Source organism: Hydrogenophaga palleronii NBRC 102513, from assembly GCF_001571225.1.
GTDB lineage: Bacteria > Pseudomonadota > Gammaproteobacteria > Burkholderiales > Burkholderiaceae_C > Hydrogenophaga > Hydrogenophaga palleronii.
On the sequence record NZ_BCTJ01000018.1, the window covers coordinates 60,483 to 77,906 of the forward strand.

The 17,424-nt window shown below is 66.4% G+C and carries 12 protein-coding genes; 10 read left to right on the forward strand and 2 right to left on the reverse strand.

Annotated elements, in window-relative coordinates:
- The first annotated feature begins 173 nt into the window (after positions 1–173).
- The 9 genes from gyrA to lapB all read left to right on the forward strand — a co-directional run bounded on the left by gyrA (position 174) and on the right by lapB (position 11,772).
- Positions 174–2,825: a DNA gyrase subunit A gene (gene gyrA, locus HPA01S_RS13915; RefSeq protein WP_066271028.1), complete on the forward strand. Its 2,652-nt coding sequence runs from the start codon at positions 174–176 to the stop codon at positions 2,823–2,825.
- 38 nt (positions 2,826–2,863) lie between these two features.
- On the forward strand, positions 2,864–3,931 hold the full coding sequence (gene serC / locus HPA01S_RS13920; RefSeq protein WP_084360684.1) for a 3-phosphoserine/phosphohydroxythreonine transaminase: 1,068 nt from the start codon (positions 2,864–2,866) through the stop codon (positions 3,929–3,931).
- 4 nt (positions 3,932–3,935) lie between these two features.
- The gene (gene pheA / locus HPA01S_RS13925) at positions 3,936–5,033 is read left to right on the forward strand and encodes a prephenate dehydratase (RefSeq protein WP_066271034.1); all 1,098 of its coding nucleotides are present in this window, start codon (positions 3,936–3,938) and stop codon (positions 5,031–5,033) included.
- Positions 5,033–5,911, forward strand: a complete 879-nt coding sequence (locus HPA01S_RS13930; protein ID WP_066271109.1) for a prephenate dehydrogenase — start codon at positions 5,033–5,035, stop codon at positions 5,909–5,911. The genes pheA and HPA01S_RS13930 overlap by 1 nt, the downstream gene beginning before the upstream one ends.
- 35 nt (positions 5,912–5,946) lie before the next feature.
- On the forward strand, positions 5,947–7,998 hold the full coding sequence (locus tag HPA01S_RS13935; RefSeq protein ID WP_066271035.1) for a bifunctional 3-phosphoshikimate 1-carboxyvinyltransferase/cytidylate kinase: 2,052 nt from the start codon (positions 5,947–5,949) through the stop codon (positions 7,996–7,998).
- Between the two features lie 180 nt (positions 7,999–8,178).
- Entirely contained in the window at positions 8,179–9,864 is a 1,686-nt protein-coding gene (rpsA, locus tag HPA01S_RS13940) for a 30S ribosomal protein S1 (RefSeq protein WP_066271037.1), read from the forward strand.
- Between the two features lie 95 nt (positions 9,865–9,959).
- Positions 9,960–10,280, forward strand: coding sequence for an integration host factor subunit beta (locus HPA01S_RS13945; RefSeq protein ID WP_066271039.1), 321 nt, complete (start codon positions 9,960–9,962; stop codon positions 10,278–10,280).
- Between the two features lie 45 nt (positions 10,281–10,325).
- The gene (locus HPA01S_RS13950) at positions 10,326–10,637 is read left to right on the forward strand and encodes a lipopolysaccharide assembly protein LapA domain-containing protein (RefSeq protein WP_084360685.1); all 312 of its coding nucleotides are present in this window, start codon (positions 10,326–10,328) and stop codon (positions 10,635–10,637) included.
- Positions 10,627–11,772 carry a lipopolysaccharide assembly protein LapB gene (lapB, locus tag HPA01S_RS13955; RefSeq protein WP_066271041.1) on the forward strand — a complete coding sequence of 382 codons (1,146 nt, stop codon included), beginning with the start codon at positions 10,627–10,629 and terminating at the stop codon, positions 11,770–11,772. Before HPA01S_RS13950 ends, lapB begins: the two co-directional genes overlap by 11 nt.
- Positions 11,773–11,953: 181 nt before the next feature.
- Here lapB and HPA01S_RS13960 read toward each other — a convergent pair whose 3' ends face one another.
- Together HPA01S_RS13960 and HPA01S_RS13965 are read right to left on the reverse strand one after the other, a co-directional pair.
- Complete coding sequence (locus HPA01S_RS13960; RefSeq protein ID WP_066271047.1) at positions 11,954–15,613, reverse strand: hydantoinase B/oxoprolinase family protein; 3,660 nt, start codon at positions 15,611–15,613, stop codon at positions 11,954–11,956.
- 92 nt (positions 15,614–15,705) lie between these two features.
- A complete protein-coding gene (locus tag HPA01S_RS13965; protein ID WP_066271049.1) occupies positions 15,706–16,257 on the reverse strand; it encodes a winged helix DNA-binding protein in 552 nt (183 codons plus the stop codon).
- 184 nt (positions 16,258–16,441) lie between these two features.
- On the opposite strand from HPA01S_RS13965, the gene HPA01S_RS13970 reads away from it, so the two are divergent.
- A complete protein-coding gene (locus HPA01S_RS13970; protein ID WP_066271051.1) occupies positions 16,442–17,416 on the forward strand; it encodes a TRAP transporter substrate-binding protein in 975 nt (324 codons plus the stop codon).
- The last annotated feature ends 8 nt before the right edge of the window (positions 17,417–17,424 follow it).

The window sequence follows — 17,424 nt, forward strand, 5'->3', positions numbered from 1 at the left end:
TGCCACAAGCGCCGAATGCCCGGCCCGCGGGGCTGTGCGGCGCAGGCCCTTAAACAGCGCTTCACATCATTCGTTGTGGATGTACAACAAACCACCGCGAAAAGCGCTTGCCGTCATGGCCCTTAAAATGATTGGTTGCCTTCCGGCCCATCTACGTACTTTAGCCCCTGCTCATGACACAGTTCGCCAAAGAGACCCTGCCCATCAGTCTAGAAGAGGAAATGCGGCGCAGTTACCTCGATTACGCGATGAGCGTGATCGTCGGGCGCGCATTGCCCGATGCGCGCGATGGTCTCAAGCCGGTGCACCGGCGCGTGCTGTTTGCGATGCACGAGCTCAACAACGACTGGAATCGGCCCTACAAGAAGTCGGCCCGTATCGTCGGTGACGTGATCGGTAAGTACCACCCGCACGGCGACAGCGCGGTGTACGACACCATCGTCCGCATGGCGCAGGACTTTTCGCTGCGCCACATGCTGGTGGACGGCCAAGGCAACTTCGGCTCGGTGGACGGCGACAACGCCGCCGCCATGCGGTACACGGAAATCCGACTGTCAAAGATCGCGCACGAGATGCTGGGCGACATCGACAAGGAAACCGTCAACTTCGGGCCCAACTACGACGGCTCGGAAAAAGAACCGCTGGTGCTGCCCTCGCGCCTGCCCAACCTGCTGGTCAACGGTTCGGCCGGTATCGCGGTCGGCATGGCCACCAACATCCCGCCGCACAACCTCAACGAGGTGGTGGATGCCTGCCTGCACCTGCTCAAGAGCCCCGAGGCCACCATTGACGAGCTGATGGAGATCATCCCGGCGCCCGACTTCCCCACCGCCGGCATCATCTACGGCATCAATGGCGTGAAGGACGGCTACCGCACCGGCCGCGGCCGCGTGGTGATGCGTGCCAAGTGCCACTTCGAAGACATCGACCGCGGCCAGCGGCAGGCCATCATCGTTGACGAGCTGCCTTACCAGGTCAATAAAAAGACGCTGCAGGAGCGCATTGCCGAGCTCGTGCACGAAAAGAAGATCGAAGGCATCAGCCACATCCAGGACGAATCCGACAAGTCGGGCATGCGCCTGGTGATCGAACTCAAGCGCGGCGAAGTGCCTGAGGTGGTGCTGAACAACCTGTACAAGCAGACCCAGCTGCAGGACACCTTCGGCATCAACATGGTGGCCCTGGTCGACGGCCAGCCGCGCCTGTGCAACCTGAAAGACCTGATCCAGGTCTTCCTGGAGCACCGCCGCGAGGTGGTCACCCGCCGCACGGTGTTCAACCTGCGCAAGGCGCGCGAGCGCGGCCACGTGCTTGAGGGCCTGGCCGTGGCGCTGGCCAACATCGACGACTTCATCCGCATCATTCGCGAATCGCCGACCCCGCCGGTGGCCAAGGCAGAGCTGATGGCGCGTCCGTGGGACAGCCAGCTGGTGCGCGAAATGCTCACCCGCACGCGGGCCGATGGCGGCGTGATCAACGCCGACGACTACCGCCCCGACGGCCTGGAAAAGGCCTTCGGCATGGGCGGCGACGGCCTGTACCGCCTCTCCGAAACGCAGGCGCAGGAAATCCTGCAAATGCGGCTGCAGCGCCTGACCGGGCTGGAGCAGGACAAGATCGTGGCCGAGTACAAGGAAGTCATGGGCGAGATCGACGATCTGCTCGACATCCTGGCCAAGCCCGAGCGCGTCTCGGCCATCATCGGCGACGAACTGACCATCGTGAAGCAGGAGTTCGGCCAGACCAAGCTGGGCGCACGCCGCAGCCTGGTCGAGCACAGCTCCTTCGATCTGTCGACCGAAGACCTGATCACGCCCACCGACATGGTGGTGACGCTGAGTCACAGCGGCTACATCAAGAGCCAGCCCCTGTCCGAATACCGCGCGCAAAAACGCGGTGGCCGCGGCAAGCAGGCCACGGCAACGAAGGAAGACGACTGGATCGACCAGCTCTTCATTGCCAACACGCACGACTACATCCTGTGCTTCTCCAACCGCGGCCGGCTGTACTGGCTCAAGGTCTGGGAAGTGCCGGCCGGTTCGCGCGGCTCGCGTGGCCGCCCGATCGTCAACATGTTCCCGCTGCAGGAAGGCGAAAAGATCAACGTCGTGCTGCCGCTGACTGGCGAGATGCGCACCTTCCCCGACAACCGCTATGTCTTCATGGCCACGTCCATGGGCACGGTGAAGAAGACCGCGTTGAACGAGTTCAGCAACCCGCGCAAGGCCGGCATCATTGCCGTCGACCTGGACGAGGGTGACTTCCTGATCGGTGCCGCCCTCACCGACGGCGAACACGACGTGATGCTGTTCAGCGATGGAGGCAAGGCCGTGCGTTTCGACGAAAACGACGTGCGCCCGATGGGCCGCAACGCGCGCGGTGTGCGCGGCATGATGATCGAAGACACCCAGAGCGTGATCGCCATGCTCGTGGCCGAAGACGAAGAGCAGAGCGTGCTCACCGCCACCATCAACGGCTACGGCAAACGCACGCCGATCTCGGAGTACACCCGCCATGGCCGTGGCACCAAGGGCATGATCGCCATCCAGCAGAGCGAGCGCAACGGCAAGGTGGTTGCGGCCACGCTGGTGCACAGCAACGACGAGATCATGCTGATCACCGACAAGGGCGTGCTGGTGCGCACGCGCGTTTCCGAAATTCGCGAGATGGGCCGTGCCACGCAAGGCGTGACGCTGATCGCGCTGGACGACGGAACCGAGCTCTCGGGCCTGCAACGCATCGTGGAAAACGACGCCAACATGCCGGAACCGGGTGAAGCCGACGAGGCGGCCGGCGACACCGACGCACCGGATGCCGCGCCGTGAGCGTGCGGCCCTACAACTTTTCAGCTGGTCCGGCAGCGATGCCGGCCGAGGTGCTGCAACAGGCCGCGACCGAGATGCTCGACTGGCAGGGCAGCGGCATGAGCGTGATGGAGATGAGCCACCGCGGTCAGGAGTTCGGCCGCATCCTGGAGGCCGCCGAAGCCGATCTGCGCGAGCTGCTGGCGGTGCCGGCGCACTTCCGCATCCTGTTCATGCAGGGCGGTGGCCTGGCGGAAAACGCCATCGTGCCGCTGAACCTCTCACGCGGTGAGTCCGTTGACTTCGTGGTCACCGGCAGCTGGAGCCGCAAATCCTTCAAGGAAGCCGGCCGCTACTGCCAGGCGCGTGTGGCCGCCAGCAACGAGGCCGACCAGCACACCTCCCTGCCCGCCCCGGCCACCTGGCAGCTGGACGGCAAGGCGCGTTACGTGCACCTGTGCAGCAACGAAACCATCAATGGCGTGGAAGCACACGAGCTGCCGGACCTCAAGGCCCTGGGCTCCGACGCTCCGCTGGTGATCGACTTCTCTTCCCACGTGGCTTCGCGCAGCGTGGACTGGTCGCGCGTGGGCCTGGCTTTCGGCGGTGCGCAGAAAAACCTCGGGCCCGCCGGCCTCACCCTGGTCGTGGTGCGCGAAGACCTGCTGGGCCATGCCCTGGAGGCCTGCCCGACGGCGTTCAACTACCAGACCGTGGCCGAGAACCGGTCCATGTACAACACGCCGCCGACCTTTGCGATCTACATGGCCGGGCTCACCTTCCAGTGGCTCAAGCGCCAGACCGAAGGCGCGTTGCGCGGCGTGGCTGCCATGGAAGCGCGCAACATCGCCAAGGCCGAGCTGCTGTATGGCTGCATCGACCAGTCGGCCTTCTACACCAACAGCGTGGCCCCGGACTGCCGCTCGCGCATGAACGTGCCGTTCTTCCTGCGCGACGAATCGCGCAACGACGCCTTCCTCGCCGGCGCAAAGGCGGCCGGCCTGCTGCAGCTCAAGGGCCACAAGTCGGTGGGCGGCATGCGCGCCAGCATCTACAACGCCATGCCGATCGAAGGTGTGCAGGCGCTGGTGGCCTACATGCGCGAATTCGAACAACAACAAGCCTGACCCCATGACCCTTCCCTCACAGTCCGACGCCCTGGGTGCGCTACGTGTGCAGATCGATGCGCTGGACCAGCAACTGCTGGCCCTGCTGAACCAGCGCGCGCGCGTGGCCGAACAGGTCGGCGACATCAAGCGCGCCGAAGGCTCGCCCTTCTTCCGCCCGGACCGCGTGGCGCAGGTGATTGAAAAGATCCAGAGCGCCAACAAGGGCCCGCTGCTGAACCAGCACGTGGGTTCGATCTGGCGCGAAATCATGTCAGCCTGCCAGGCGCTCGAAGCGCCGCAACGCGTGGCCGTGCTCGGCCCGCAAGGCACCTTCTGCGAACAGGCGGCCATCGAGTTCTTTGGCGGCGCCGCCAACCTGATCTACTGCGCGAACTTCGACGAAGTCTTCCACGCCACCGCGGCCGGCACGGCCCAGTTCGGCGTGGTCGGCATGGAAAACTCCACCGAAGGCGTGGTGGCGCGCTCGCTCGATCTGTTCCTGCGCTCGCCGGTGCACGTGGTGGGTGAGGTCAGCCTGCTGATCCGTCACAACCTGCTGCGCCAGCTCAACCACCTCGATGGCATCGAGGTCGTGATGGCGCACCCGCAGGCCCTGGCGCAGTGCCAGAACTGGCTGACACAACACCTGCCCAACGCCGAGCGGCGCGCGGTCTCCAGCAACGCCGAAGGTGCGCGGCTGGCGGCCGAGAACCCGGCCTGGGCCGGCCTGGCGAGCGAACGCGCAGCGGCGCAATTCGGCCTGCACATCGTGGCGCATGCCATCCAGGACGAGGCCTACAACCGCACGCGTTTCGCCGTCATCACCCTGCCGCAGACGCTGGCCATGCCCCCGGCTTCCGGGCGCGACTGCACGAGCCTGGTGGTGTCGGTGCCGAACCGACCGGGTGCCGTGCACGACCTGCTGGTGCCCCTGAAGAACAACGGCGTGTCCATGACGCGGTTCGAATCGCGTCCGGCCAAGTCCGGGCAGTGGGAGTACTACTTCTACATCGACCTCGCCGGCCATCCTTCCCAGCCCAATGTGGCTGCCGCCCTGCAAGAGCTTCAGGGCCTGTGCGCTTTCTACAAGGTGCTGGGCGCTTACCCGGTGACCGAATGATGTTTGAACAACTGGGCTTGATCGGCTGCGGCCTGATGGGCGGCTCCTTCGCGCTGGCGCTCAAACGCGCCGGCCTGGTCAAGCGCGTCGTCGGCTACAGCAAATCCCCCTCCACCACCGAACGTGCGCGCCAGCTCGGCGTCATCGATGTGGAAGCACCCTCGGCCCTGCTGGCCGTGTCGGGCGCGGATCTGGTCCTGCTGGCCGTGCCGGTGGCCGCGACCGAAGCCACCTTCAAGGCCATCCGCCACCTGGTGCGCGGCAACGTGCTGATCATGGACGTGGGCTCGACCAAGCGCGAGGTGATCGACGCCGCGCGGCGCGTGCTCAAGGACCAGGTGGGCGTGTTCGTGCCGGCGCACCCGATCACGGGCAAGGAAGTGGCCGGGGTCGAACATGCCGACGCCGATCTGTACCAAGGCCGCCAGGTCATCTTGACGCCCATCGAGCGCACCCTGACGGAACAACTGGACAAGGCGGCGCAACTCTGGACCGCACTCGGCTGCCACGTCAAGCAGATGTCGCCCGAGGCACACGACGCGGCCTATGGCGCGGTCAGCCACCTGCCGCACATGGTCGCGTTCGCCCTCATGAACGCCATCCAGGCCCAACCCAACGGCCAGGACTTCCTCTCGCTGGCAGGTCCGGGCTTTCGCGACTTCACCCGCATCGCCGCCAGCGATCCGGCCGTGTGGCGCGACATCCTGATGTCCAACCGCGAAGAACTGCTGGCGCAGTCGCGCCACTTCCAGCGCGCCCTGCAGGCGCTGGAGACCGCCATCAACGCCGGCAATCCGGACGCGCTCGAAACCCTGATCGAACAAGCCAGCAGCGCACGCGCGCGCTGGCGCATGTCCGCCGTCAAGCCCCGTAGCTGAGTGCCGCCCCGAGCGCCACGCCTTTTCTTTCGTGCATGTTTGACATCCCCCATCTCGACATCCCTCCGCTGACCAGCGCAGGCGGCACTGTTCGCCTGCCCGGCTCCAAGAGCATCTCCAACCGCGTGCTGCTGCTGGCCGCCCTGAGCGTGGGCCACACCGACATCACCGACCTGCTCGACTCGGATGACACGCGGGTGATGCTCGAAGCACTGGCCCAGCTCGGCTGCCGCATCGAACCGCAGGCCGACGGCGCGCTGCGTGTGCACGGCCTGGGCGGCCAGCTGCCCGTGCCGCAAGGCAAGCTGTTCCTGGGCAACGCCGGCACCGCCATGCGCCCGCTGACCGCCTCGCTGGCTCTGCTGGCCGCGCGCCACGGTGGTTCGTTCGAACTGAGCGGCGTGGCGCGCATGCACGAGCGCCCCATCGGTGACCTGGTGGATGCCTTGCGACAGCTGGGCTGCCCGGTGGACTGCCTGCTCAACGAAGGCTTCCCGCCCTTGCGCCTGGGTGACCGGCGGGTGCACGCACTGCAACTGGACGAGGCCATCAAGGTGCGTGGCGACGTGTCCAGCCAGTTCCTCACCGCGCTGCTGCTGGCGTTGCCGCTCGTGGCGCAGGAGCAGGACGTGGTCATCGAGGTCGTCGGCGAGCTGATCTCCCGGCCCTACATCGAGATCACGCTCAACCTGCTGGAGCGCTTTGGCGTCACGGTGCAGCGCGACGGCTGGCAGCGTTTCACCATCCCCCGCAGCAGCCAGTACCGCTCGCCCGGACGCATTGCGGTCGAAGGAGATGCCTCGTCCGCCAGCTATTTCATCGCGCTGGGCGCCATCGCGCCGGCCACGCCTGGCACCGAGGGCATCACCATCGAGGGCGTGGGCCTGTCGTCGATTCAGGGCGACATCCGTTTCGTGGAGGCCGCCCGCCTCATGGGTGCGCGTATCACCGGCGAAGCCAACCGCCTGCACATCCAGCGCGGCGCCTGGCCGCTCAAGGCGATCGACCTCGACTGCAACCACATTCCCGACGCCGCGATGACGCTGGCCGTGATGGCCTTGTACGCCGACGGCACGACCACGCTGCGCAACATCGCCAGCTGGCGCGTCAAGGAAACCGACCGCATCGCGGCCATGGCCAAGGAAGGGCGCAAGCTCGGCGCGGTGATCGAGGAAGGTGAGGACTACATCCGCATCACGCCGCCCGCGCGCGTTCACGACTGGCGCGCCGCCAGCATTCACACCTACGACGATCACCGCGTCGCCATGTGTTTCTCGCTCGCCGCCTTCAACCCGGCCCGACAGCCGGTGCGCATCGAAGACCCCAAGTGCGTCGCCAAAACCTTCCCCGACTACTTTGAATGCCTGTTCGGCGTCTGCGCCACGCCCACGCCGGACATCCCGGTGATCTGCGTCGACGGCCCCACCGCGTCCGGCAAGGGCACGTTGTCGGCGGAGGTGGCCGCGCAACTGGGTTACCACCTGCTCGACTCCGGCATGCTGTACCGCCTGGTGGGCCTGGCGGCCGAGAGGGCCGGCCTGTCCACCGCGGAGCAGGACCTGAAGGAACCCGCGCAGGCCCGGCGCCTGGGCGAGCTGGCCGCCGGCCTGCGGGTGCGTTTCAAGGGCGACCGCACCCTGCTGGACCGCCTGGACGTGACCGACAGCCTGCGCACCGAAGCCGCCGGCATGGCCGCCTCGCGCGTGTCCGCCGTGCCCGAGGTGCGCCAGGCCCTGCTGGCGCTGCAACACGGCTTTCGGCGCCTGCCCGGCCTGGTGGCCGACGGCCGCGACATGGGCACGGTGATCTTTCCCGACGCCGCGCTCAAGGTGTTCCTCACCGCCAGCGCCGAGCAGCGCGCCATTCGCCGCCATAAGCAATTGATTTCAAAGGGAATCGCTGCTAACATCGACAACCTTTTGGCAGACCTGAAGGCGCGTGATTTGAGGGACAGTTCCCGCATTCACTCACCGCTCATGCCCGCTGAAGGCGCTTTGCAACTGGACAACTCCGGCATGGACATCGAGCAATCGGTGCAGCAGGTGTTGACCTGGTGGCAGGCAAAAACCGTGTTCTCGGGCAACTGAGCACACACCTGATGGCCCAGACGGCACCGCCGGGCGCTCCCAGCCCGCAGGCCCGATGGTTCTTTCACTTAACCCCGCGGTGTTTCGCACCGCAACGTCAACGCCGCCCACACGTCGCATCCGTTTCAGCCACATCCCCCGTGGTTGTTGCACCGACGCTGAGTGGTTCTAGGAAATTCAATGTCTGAATCTTTTGCCGCCCTATTCGAAGAGTCCCTGAAACGCGCCGAAATGCGCTCGGGCGAAGTCATCACCGCTGAAGTCGTTCGCATCGAGCACAGCCACGTGGTGGTCAACGCCGGTCTGAAGTCGGAAGCCTACGTGCCGCTGGCCGAGTTCAAGAACGACCAGGGCGAACTCGAAGTGCAGGTCGGTGACTTCGTCTCCGTCGCCATCGACTCCGTGGAAAACGGCTTCGGTGACACCCTGCTGTCGCGCGACAAGGCCAAGCGCCTCGCCTCCTGGATGTCGCTGGAAAAAGCGCTCGAGTCGGGCGAATTCGTCACCGGCACGACCTCCAGCAAGGTCAAGGGCGGCCTCAAGGTCATGGTCAACGGCATCAGCGCCTTCCTGCCGGGCTCGCTGGTCGACAGCCGTCCGACCAAGGACCTGACCCCGTACGAAAACAAGACCCTGGAATTCAAGGTCATCAAGCTGGACCGCAAGCGCAACAACGTGGTGCTGAGCCGCCGCGCTGTCGTGGAAGCCTCCATGGGCGAAGAACGCGCCAAGCTGATGGACACCCTGAAGGAAGGCGCCATCGTGCACGGCGTGGTCAAGAACATCACCGAATACGGTGCGTTCGTGGACCTCGGCGGCATCGACGGCCTGCTGCACATCACCGACATGGCATGGCGCCGTGTTCGCCACCCGAGCGAAGTGGTCACCGCCGGCCAGGAAATCACCGCCAAGATCCTCAAGTTCGACACCGAGAAGCACCGCGTCTCGCTGGGCCTGAAGCAAATGGGTGACGATCCGTGGATGGGCGTTTCGCGCCGCTACCCGCAAAGCACCCGCATGTTCGGCAAGATCACCAACATCGCCGACTACGGCGCGTTCGTGGAACTCGAGCCCGGCATCGAAGGCCTGGTGCACGTTTCCGAAATGGACTGGACCAACAAGAACGTGGCCCCGTCCAAGCTGGTGTCGCTGGGCGACGAAGTCGAAGTCATGGTGCTCGACATCGACGAAGACAAGCGCCGCATCTCGCTGGGCATGAAGCAATGCCGTGCCAACCCCTGGCACGAGTTCGCCGAACAAACCAAGCGCGGCGACCGCGTCAAGGGCCCGATCAAGTCGATCACCGACTTCGGCGTGTTCGTCGGTCTGGCTGCCGGTATCGACGGCCTGGTGCACCTGTCCGACCTCTCGTGGAACGAAGCCGGCGAAGCCGCGGTTCGCAACTACAAGAAGGGCCAGGAAGTCGAAGCCATCGTGCTGGCCATCGACGTCGAACGCGAACGCATCTCGCTGGGCATCAAGCAGCTCGACGGCGACCCGTTCACCACCTTCGTGTCGGTGAACGACAAGGGCTCCATCGTGACCGGCAAGGTCAAGACCGTGGACGCCAAGGGCGCCGAGATCGACCTGGGTGAAGACGTGCTGGGTTACCTGCGCGCCAGCGAAATCAGCCGTGACCGCGTGGAAGACGCGCGCAACGTGCTGAAGGAAGGCGACGAAGTCAACGCCGTGGTGGTGAACGTGGATCGCAAGACCCGCAACATCCAGCTGTCGATCAAGGCCAAGGACGCCGCCGACCAGCAAGAAGCCATGGCCAGCCTGAGCCAGCAGTCTTCGCGCGAAAACGCCGGCACCACCAGCCTGGGCGCCCTGCTGCGTGCCAAGCTGGACAACAACCAGAACTGAAGCGAAACCGGTCCGGCCTCCGCATAGAAGCCACCTGCCCGCGAGGGCAGGCCTTCTTCCGGAGGCCGGTCCTCCAATGACCCAATCTCGAACACATGACCCGCAGCGACCTCGTTGAAGCACTGGCCAACCGATTCGGCCAGCTCACCCACCGCGACGCCGAGTTCGCCGTCAAGGCGATCCTGGACGCCATGGGCGAAGCCTTGGTCAAGGGTCACCGCATCGAGATCCGTGGCTTTGGCAGCTTCTCGGTGAACCGCCGCTCTCCCCGCATCGGGCGCAACCCGCGTTCGGGCGAGAGCGTGATGATTCCGGAAAAGCGGGTTCCCCATTTCAAGCCGGGCAAGGCCCTGCGCGAAGCGGTGGACAAGAAGACCGCCGAGATCCTGGGCCGCGAGGCATCCGGGAATCCTTGAGGCGGGCCCTGCTCGCTACAATCGTCCCACCACAAAGGGGACGCCGTGAAATACCTGATGTGGCTGCTCAACGCAGCCATTTTTTTTGTGCTGTTCGCCTTCGCCCTGAACAACCAGGACAGCGTGACCTTGCACCTCTTCTTCGGCGCCAGCTGGCAGGCGCCGCTGGTGCTGGTCATCCTGGTCGCCCTGGTGCTGGGCGTGTTCCTGGGCGTCGCGGTGATGCTGCCGCTGTGGCTGCGCGCGCGCCGCTCGCGCCGCCAGCAGGCTTCGGCCTCCATGATGGGCAACACGGCTTTTGGTGTTGAAAGCACCCAGGCCACACTTGAGCCGATCGACCGCCGACATGGACTTTGATTTCACCTGGCTGCTCTGGGGCCTGCCCATCGCCTTTGCCCTGGGCTGGGGTGCTTCGCGCTTTGATCTGCGGCAGTGGCGCATCGAAAGCCGCCAGGCGCCCAAGGCCTACTTCCGCGGTCTCAACCACCTGCTCAACGAACAGCAGGACCAGGCCATCGACGCCTTCATCGAAGCGGTGCAGGGTGACCCCGACACCGCCGAGCTGCACTTCGCGCTCGGCAACCTGTTCCGCCGCCGCGGCGACTACGACCGTGCCGTGCGCGTGCACGAGCACCTGCTCTCGCGCGCCGACATCGGCCGCAAGGACCGCGACCGTGCCCAGCATGCGCTGGCGCTGGACTTCCTCAAGGCCGGCCTGCTCGACCGCGCCGAATCGGCCCTGCAGAAACTGCAGGGCTCGGACTTCGAAGCCGAGGCCCTGCTGGCCCTGCTCGGCATCTACGAACGCTCGCGCGACTGGCCGCAGGCGCAGCAGATCGCACAGCGGCTGGAAAGCGCCGAACAAGGCAGCTTTGCCACACGCCTGGCGCACTACCTCTGCGAAGAGGCCGAACTGGCCCAGCGCGCTGGCGACAGCGCCAAGGCCATGCAGTTGCTCAACGACGCGGTGCAACGCGCGCCGCAACTGGCGCGCGGCTGGATGGCCCTGTCGGTGCTCAAGGCGCAGGGCGGCGATGCACAGGGCGCCTTCGATGCCCTGCTGAAGCTGAACCAGCACGCGCCCCAGAACCTGCCGCTGGCCGCGCGTGCGCTGGCCGAGCTCGCCCGCCAGACGGGCCGCCAGGCCGAGGCGATCACGCTGCTGCAGGCCAGCCACGAACGCGCACCCGCCATCGACATCACCGAGGCCCTGGCCAGCCTGAGCAGCGACACCGAAGCGCAGCGCGCGCGTTACCTCAGCCACCTGGAACGGGAACCGTCGCTGGTCATCACCACGCAATGGCTCGCGGGCGAGACCCTCTCCAACCCGGTCGCGCAGATCAGCGTGAACCGGGCGCTGGAGCAGGCCAGCGCACCGCTGCAGCGCTACCGCTGCGCGGCCTGCGGCTTCGAGGCGCGCCAGCACTTCTGGCAGTGCCCGGGTTGCCAGACCTGGGACAGTTACCCGGCGCGCCGGGTGGAAGAACTCTGACCCACCCCCGCGCCGCGCTGGCGGCGCATCACCCCCTCAAGGGGGCAACACCGGCGGCCTGGTAAAGCCAATGCCGCGGTGTTCTGGAACAAGACACGCCGCACCGTCAAGTTGCCTGGCAGCGCTCACCGTGGCACATGCCGCTGACTTCGGGCGCTGAAGCAACTCATCGACGTCGGCACTACGCCTTGCCGTACCCCCCACCCCCCGGCGTGTGGATCTCGAAGATATCGCCCGGCCGCATCTCGGCCTGGCCGATGTGGCCCAGTGCCTCCATGCTGCCGTCGGCGCGTTGCACGCGGTTGATGCCAACCTGCCCGGCTTCACCACCGGCCATGCCGAAGGCGGGGTGCACGCGCCCGTTGGAAAGGATGCTGGCGGTCATGGGTTCGAGGAAGCGCACGCGGCGCACGCCGCCGTGGCCGCCATGCCAGCGCCCCGCCCCGCCCGAACCGGCGCGGATCTCGTAACTCTCCAGCCGCACCGGGAAGCGGAACTCCAGCACCTCGGGGTCGGTCAGGCGCGAGTTCGTCATGTGGGTCTGCACCACGCTCGTGCCGTCGAAGCCCTCCCCCGCGCCGCTGCCACCCGAGATGGTTTCGTAGTACTGGTGGGCGGCGTTGCCGAAGGTGAAGTTGTTCATGGTGCACTGGCTGGCCGCCATCACACCGAGCGCGCCGTAGAGCGCGTTGGTGATGCAGCTGGAGGTTTCCACGTTGCCCGCCACCACCGACGCGGGCGGGTTCGGGTTGAGCATGGAGCCTGGCGGGATGATCACCTTCAGCGGCTTGAGGCAGCCGGCGTTGAGCGGGATGTCGTCGTCCACCAGCGAGCGGAACACGTACAGCACCGCCGCCATGCAGACCGCCGTGGGCGCGTTGAAGTTGTTGCTCTGCTGCTCGGACGTGCCGCTGAAATCGATCTCGGCGCTGCGTTCTGCCGCGTTCACCCGCACCGCCACCTGGATCTGCGCGCCGTTGTCCAGCGGCAGCGTGAACTGCCCGTCTTTCAGGCGCGTGATCACGCGCCGCACCGACTCTTCGGCGTTGTCCTGCACGTGGCGCATGTAGGCCTGCACCACGTCGAGCCCGAACTGCTCGACCATCTTGCGCAGCTCCTGCACACCCTTCTCGTTGGCGGCGATCTGCGCCTTCAGGTCGGCCATGTTCTGCTGCGGGTTGCGTGAAGGGTACCTGGCCCCCACGCTCCCCTCTGCGCGTGGTTCGCTGCCCCCCGAGGGGGCTACGCCGTCTTGGGGCGGCCCGGCGACGGCGTGACCACTCAGCAGCGCGATCATCTCGGCCTCGCGCAGCACGCCACGGTCGACCAGCTTCACGTTGTTGATCTGCACGCCCTCTTCTTCGATGCGCGTGGAGAACGGCGGCATGGAGCCCGGCGTGGTGCCGCCGATGTCGGCATGGTGGCCGCGCGAACCCACATAGAACGTGGGCTGGCTGCCCAGGTACACCGGTGTGATCACGGTCACGTCGGGCAGGTGCGTGCCGCCGTGGTACGGGTCGTTGAGCACGTAGACATCACCCGGCTGCATGCGGCCGGCGTTCTCGCGGATCACGGTCTTGATGCTCTCGCCCATGGAGCCCAGGTGTACCGGCATGTGCGGCGCGTTGGCGATCAGGTTGCCTTCGGCGTCGAACAGCGCACAGGAAAAATCGAGCCGCTCCTTGATGTTGACCGAGTACGCCGTGTTCTGCAGTTGCAGGCCCATCTGCTCGGCGATGTTCATGAACAGGTTGTTGAAGACCTCCAGCAGCACCGGGTCCACCGTGGTGCCCACGGCGTAGGTGACGGTGCGTGGCACGCGGCGGTCCAGCACCAGGTGGTCCAGCGCGGTCAGCACCGCTTCCCAGCCGGGCTCGACGACGGTGGTGGCGTTCTTCTCGGCGATGATGGCCGGGCCCGGGATCACATCGCCCGGGCGCAGGTCTTCCCGCACCACCAGCGCGGCGTCGCGCCACTGTCCTTCGCAGTACATGCGCACCGTGCCGCGCCGCGGCAGTTCGCGCGCCTCGTGCATCGGCAGGCGCGGCTCGGCCGGTGCGTCACCGGCCAGCACGGCTTCCACCGACACCGCCTCCACCACCAGGCGCTTGCCCTGCATCAGGAAGGCGAAGCGCTGGCGGTACGCGGCTTCAAAACCGGCCTCCACCGCCGCGAGGTCTCCGAAGGGCACGACCAGGGCGGCATCGCTGCCCTCGTAGCGCACGTGCACGCGGCGGTGCACCGTGGCCGCACCCGCGTTCACCTGCTGGCGCTGCAGCTCGGCCTGTGCGGCGTCGGCCAGGGTGTCGAGCGCCGCGCTCACGGTGGGCAGCGAGGCGGCCGACAAAGGCCGTTCGATGGCCTGCTCGCGGATCACGTTCTGGTCTGCCAGCCCCATGCCATAGGCGCTGAGCACCCCGGCCAGCGGGTGCACGAAGACGCGCGTCATGCCCAGCGCGTCGGCCACCAGGCAGGCGTGCTGCCCGCCGGCGCCGCCGAAACACTGCAGCGTGTAGCGCGTGACGTCGTACCCGCGCGCCACCGAGATCTTCTTGATGGCGTTCGCCATCTGCTGCACGGCGATGTGGATGAAGCCCTCGGCCACGTCTTCGGCGGGCCGCCCGGTCTGCACCGCCAGCTCGGCGAACTTCGCCTGCACGGCGTCCAGGCTCAAGGCCTCGTTGGCCTGCGGGCCGAACACGCGCGGAAAGTGGTCGGGCTGGATCTTGCCGGTCATCACATTGGCGTCGGTCACGGCCAGCGGGCCGCCCCGGCGGTAACTCGCCGGGCCCGGGTTCGCGCCCGCGCTCTCGGGGCCGACACGAAAGCGCGCGCCGTCGAACGCCAGCACGGAGCCTCCGCCGGCTGCCACGGTGTGGATGCTCATCATCGGCGCACGCATCCGTACGCCGGCCACCTGGGTTTCGAACTCGCGCTCGAACTCGCCGGCGTAGTGCGACACGTCGGTGGAGGTACCGCCCATGTCGAAGCCGATCACTTTGGCATGCCCTGCCAGGCCCGCGGTGCGCGCCATGCCGACGATGCCACCCGCCGGGCCGGACAGGATCGCGTCCTTGCCCTGGAAGGCATGGGCATCGGTGAGGCCGCCCGAAGACTGCATGAAGAACAGCCGCACACCGGGCATCTCGCCGGCCACCTGCTCCACATAGCGGCGCAAGATGGGCGAGAGGTAGGCGTCAACCACCGTGGTGTCACCCCGGCTGACGAACTTCATCATCGGGCTGATTTCGTGCGAGGTGCTGACCTGCGTGAAGCCCACCTCGCGCGCGATGCGTGCGGCCGCCTGCTCGTGTGCGGTGAAGCGGTAGGCATGCATGAACACGATGGCCACACTGCGCAGGCCGCGGCCGTGCGCCGCCAGCAGGTCGGCGCGCAGCTGCGTTTCGTCCAGCGGCTGCAACACCTCGCCGTGCGCGCCCATGCGCTCCTGCGCCTCGATCACCTCGCTGTACAGCAGCTCGGGCAATACGATGTGGCGGTCGAACAGGCGCGGGCGGTTCTGGTAGGCGATGCGCAGCGCATCGCGGAAGCCGCGTGTGGTCACCAGCAGTGTGGGTTCGCCCTTGCGCTCCAGCAGGGCGTTGGTTGCCACCGTGGTGCCCATCTTCACGCACGCCACCTGCTCGGGTGTCACCGGTTCGCCGGGCTTGAGGCCCAGCAGGTGACGGATGCCGGCCACCGCCGCGTCGCGGTACTGCTCGGGGTTGTCCGACAGCAGCTTGTGCGTCACCAGCGTGCCATCGGGCCGCCGGGCCACGATGTCGGTGAAGGTGCCGCCGCGGTCGATCCAGAACTGCCAGCGTTTGTCAGGAGACAACATCGTTCGAAACTCCAAAGTCGGCAAAGCGCAAGCGCATATTTCTTCAAGCGTTCAAAAGTTGAAGCGTTCAAGAGGCCCGATGCGAGGGTGATTCACAGCGACGCCGCGCTGCGCGCCGCCTGGTCGTACATGCCGGAGAGCACACGCAGCAGGCGCGCGAGCTGGCCGATGTCGTGGTTGAGTGCGTCGTCGGCCTGCAGCGCGTCGATCAGGCAGGTCTCGCGGATCTCGCGGTAACGCGTCACGTGGCCCTTGCCGGTTTCGGTCGATGCGTAGGTCACGTCCTTGCCGTTCTTGCTCGACTCCACCATGCCCAGGCCCTGCAGCTTCTTCAGCGCGTAGTTCACCAGGTGGGTGTCCTCCACGTTCATGATGAAAGCGATGTCGGCCAGGCGCTTGTTGCGGGCGCGGTGCGTCACGTGGTGCAGCACCAGCACGTCCAGCGCCGTCAGGTCCTTCAGGCCGGCGGCACTCATGCAGTGCACGACCCAGCGGTGAAAGGCATTGCCGGCCACGATGAGGCCGAACTCGAACTCGCTCATCTCGGCGCTGTGCGGGGAAACCAGGTGGGCGGACGACACGATCGGGGCGCCCGTGGACCGCTTCTTCGCGGCTGGCTTGGCACTTGCTTTGGTACGGGCCATGGGGAAAAGTCTGCGTCGTTTCGGTGCGCTGAAGTCTAGGCTTTACGTCAACGATTTGCCAACACTTTGTCGGCGTCGAGGGAAAGTACCGATCACACCGGATTCACCGGTCGATAGAGTCAGCCTGCCAAATTCGCCGCATTCGCCGCATCCCCCCGCCCTTGCCATCAACCGGAGTCTCACCATGAAACGTCGCCTGTTCAGCCTGTCCGTGGCCGCTGCTGCCATGTCCATGAGCCTGCCCGCCCTGGCCCAGACCAAGTGGGATCTGCCCGCGGCCTATCCGGCGTCCAACTTCCACACCGTCAACCTGATGGCCTTCGCCGACGACGTGGACAAGGCCAGCGGCGGCAAGCTCAAGATCACGGTGCACGCCGGTGCCTCGCTGTTCAAGGCGCCCGAGATCAAGCGCGCGGTGCAGGGTGGGCAGGCCCAGATCGGCGAGATCCTGATGGCCAACTTCCAGAACGAGTGGCAGCTGTTCGGCGCCGACGGCCTGCCCTTCCTGGCCGACAGCTACGACGCGGCGCAGAAGCTCTACAAGGCGCAGAAGCCGCTGCTGGAAAAGAAGTTCGCCGACCAGGGCATGGTGCTGCTCTACGCCGTGGCCTGGCCGCCGCAAGGCCTGTACAGCAAGACGCCGATCAACAGCGCGGCCGACCTCAAGGGCAGCAAGTGGCGCGCCTACAGTCCGGCCACCGCACGCATCGCCGAACTGGTGGGTGCGCAGCCGGTCACGGTGCAGGCGGCCGAGCTGTCGCAGGCCCTGGCCACCGGCGTGGTCGAGACCAACATGACCTCCGGCGCCACCGGCGTGGACAGCAAACTCTATGAACACCTGAAGTTCTATTACGACGTGCAGGCCTGGCTGCCCAAGAACGCGGTGTTCGCCAACAAGAAGGCCTTCGACGCGCTCGACAAGCCCTCGCAGGACGCGCTGCTGAAAGCCGCCGCCGATGCCGAGACGCGCGGCTGGGCCGAATCGCAGAAGGTCAACACCGACACGTTGAACACGCTCAGGGCGCGCGGCATGACGGTGGCGCCGCCCTCGCCCCAGCTCAAGGCCGACCTGCAGAAGGTGGGGCAGACCATGCTCAAAGAATGGCAGGAGAAGGCCGGGCCCGAAGGCAAGACCCTGATCGACAGCTACGCCCGCTGAAGCCCGCC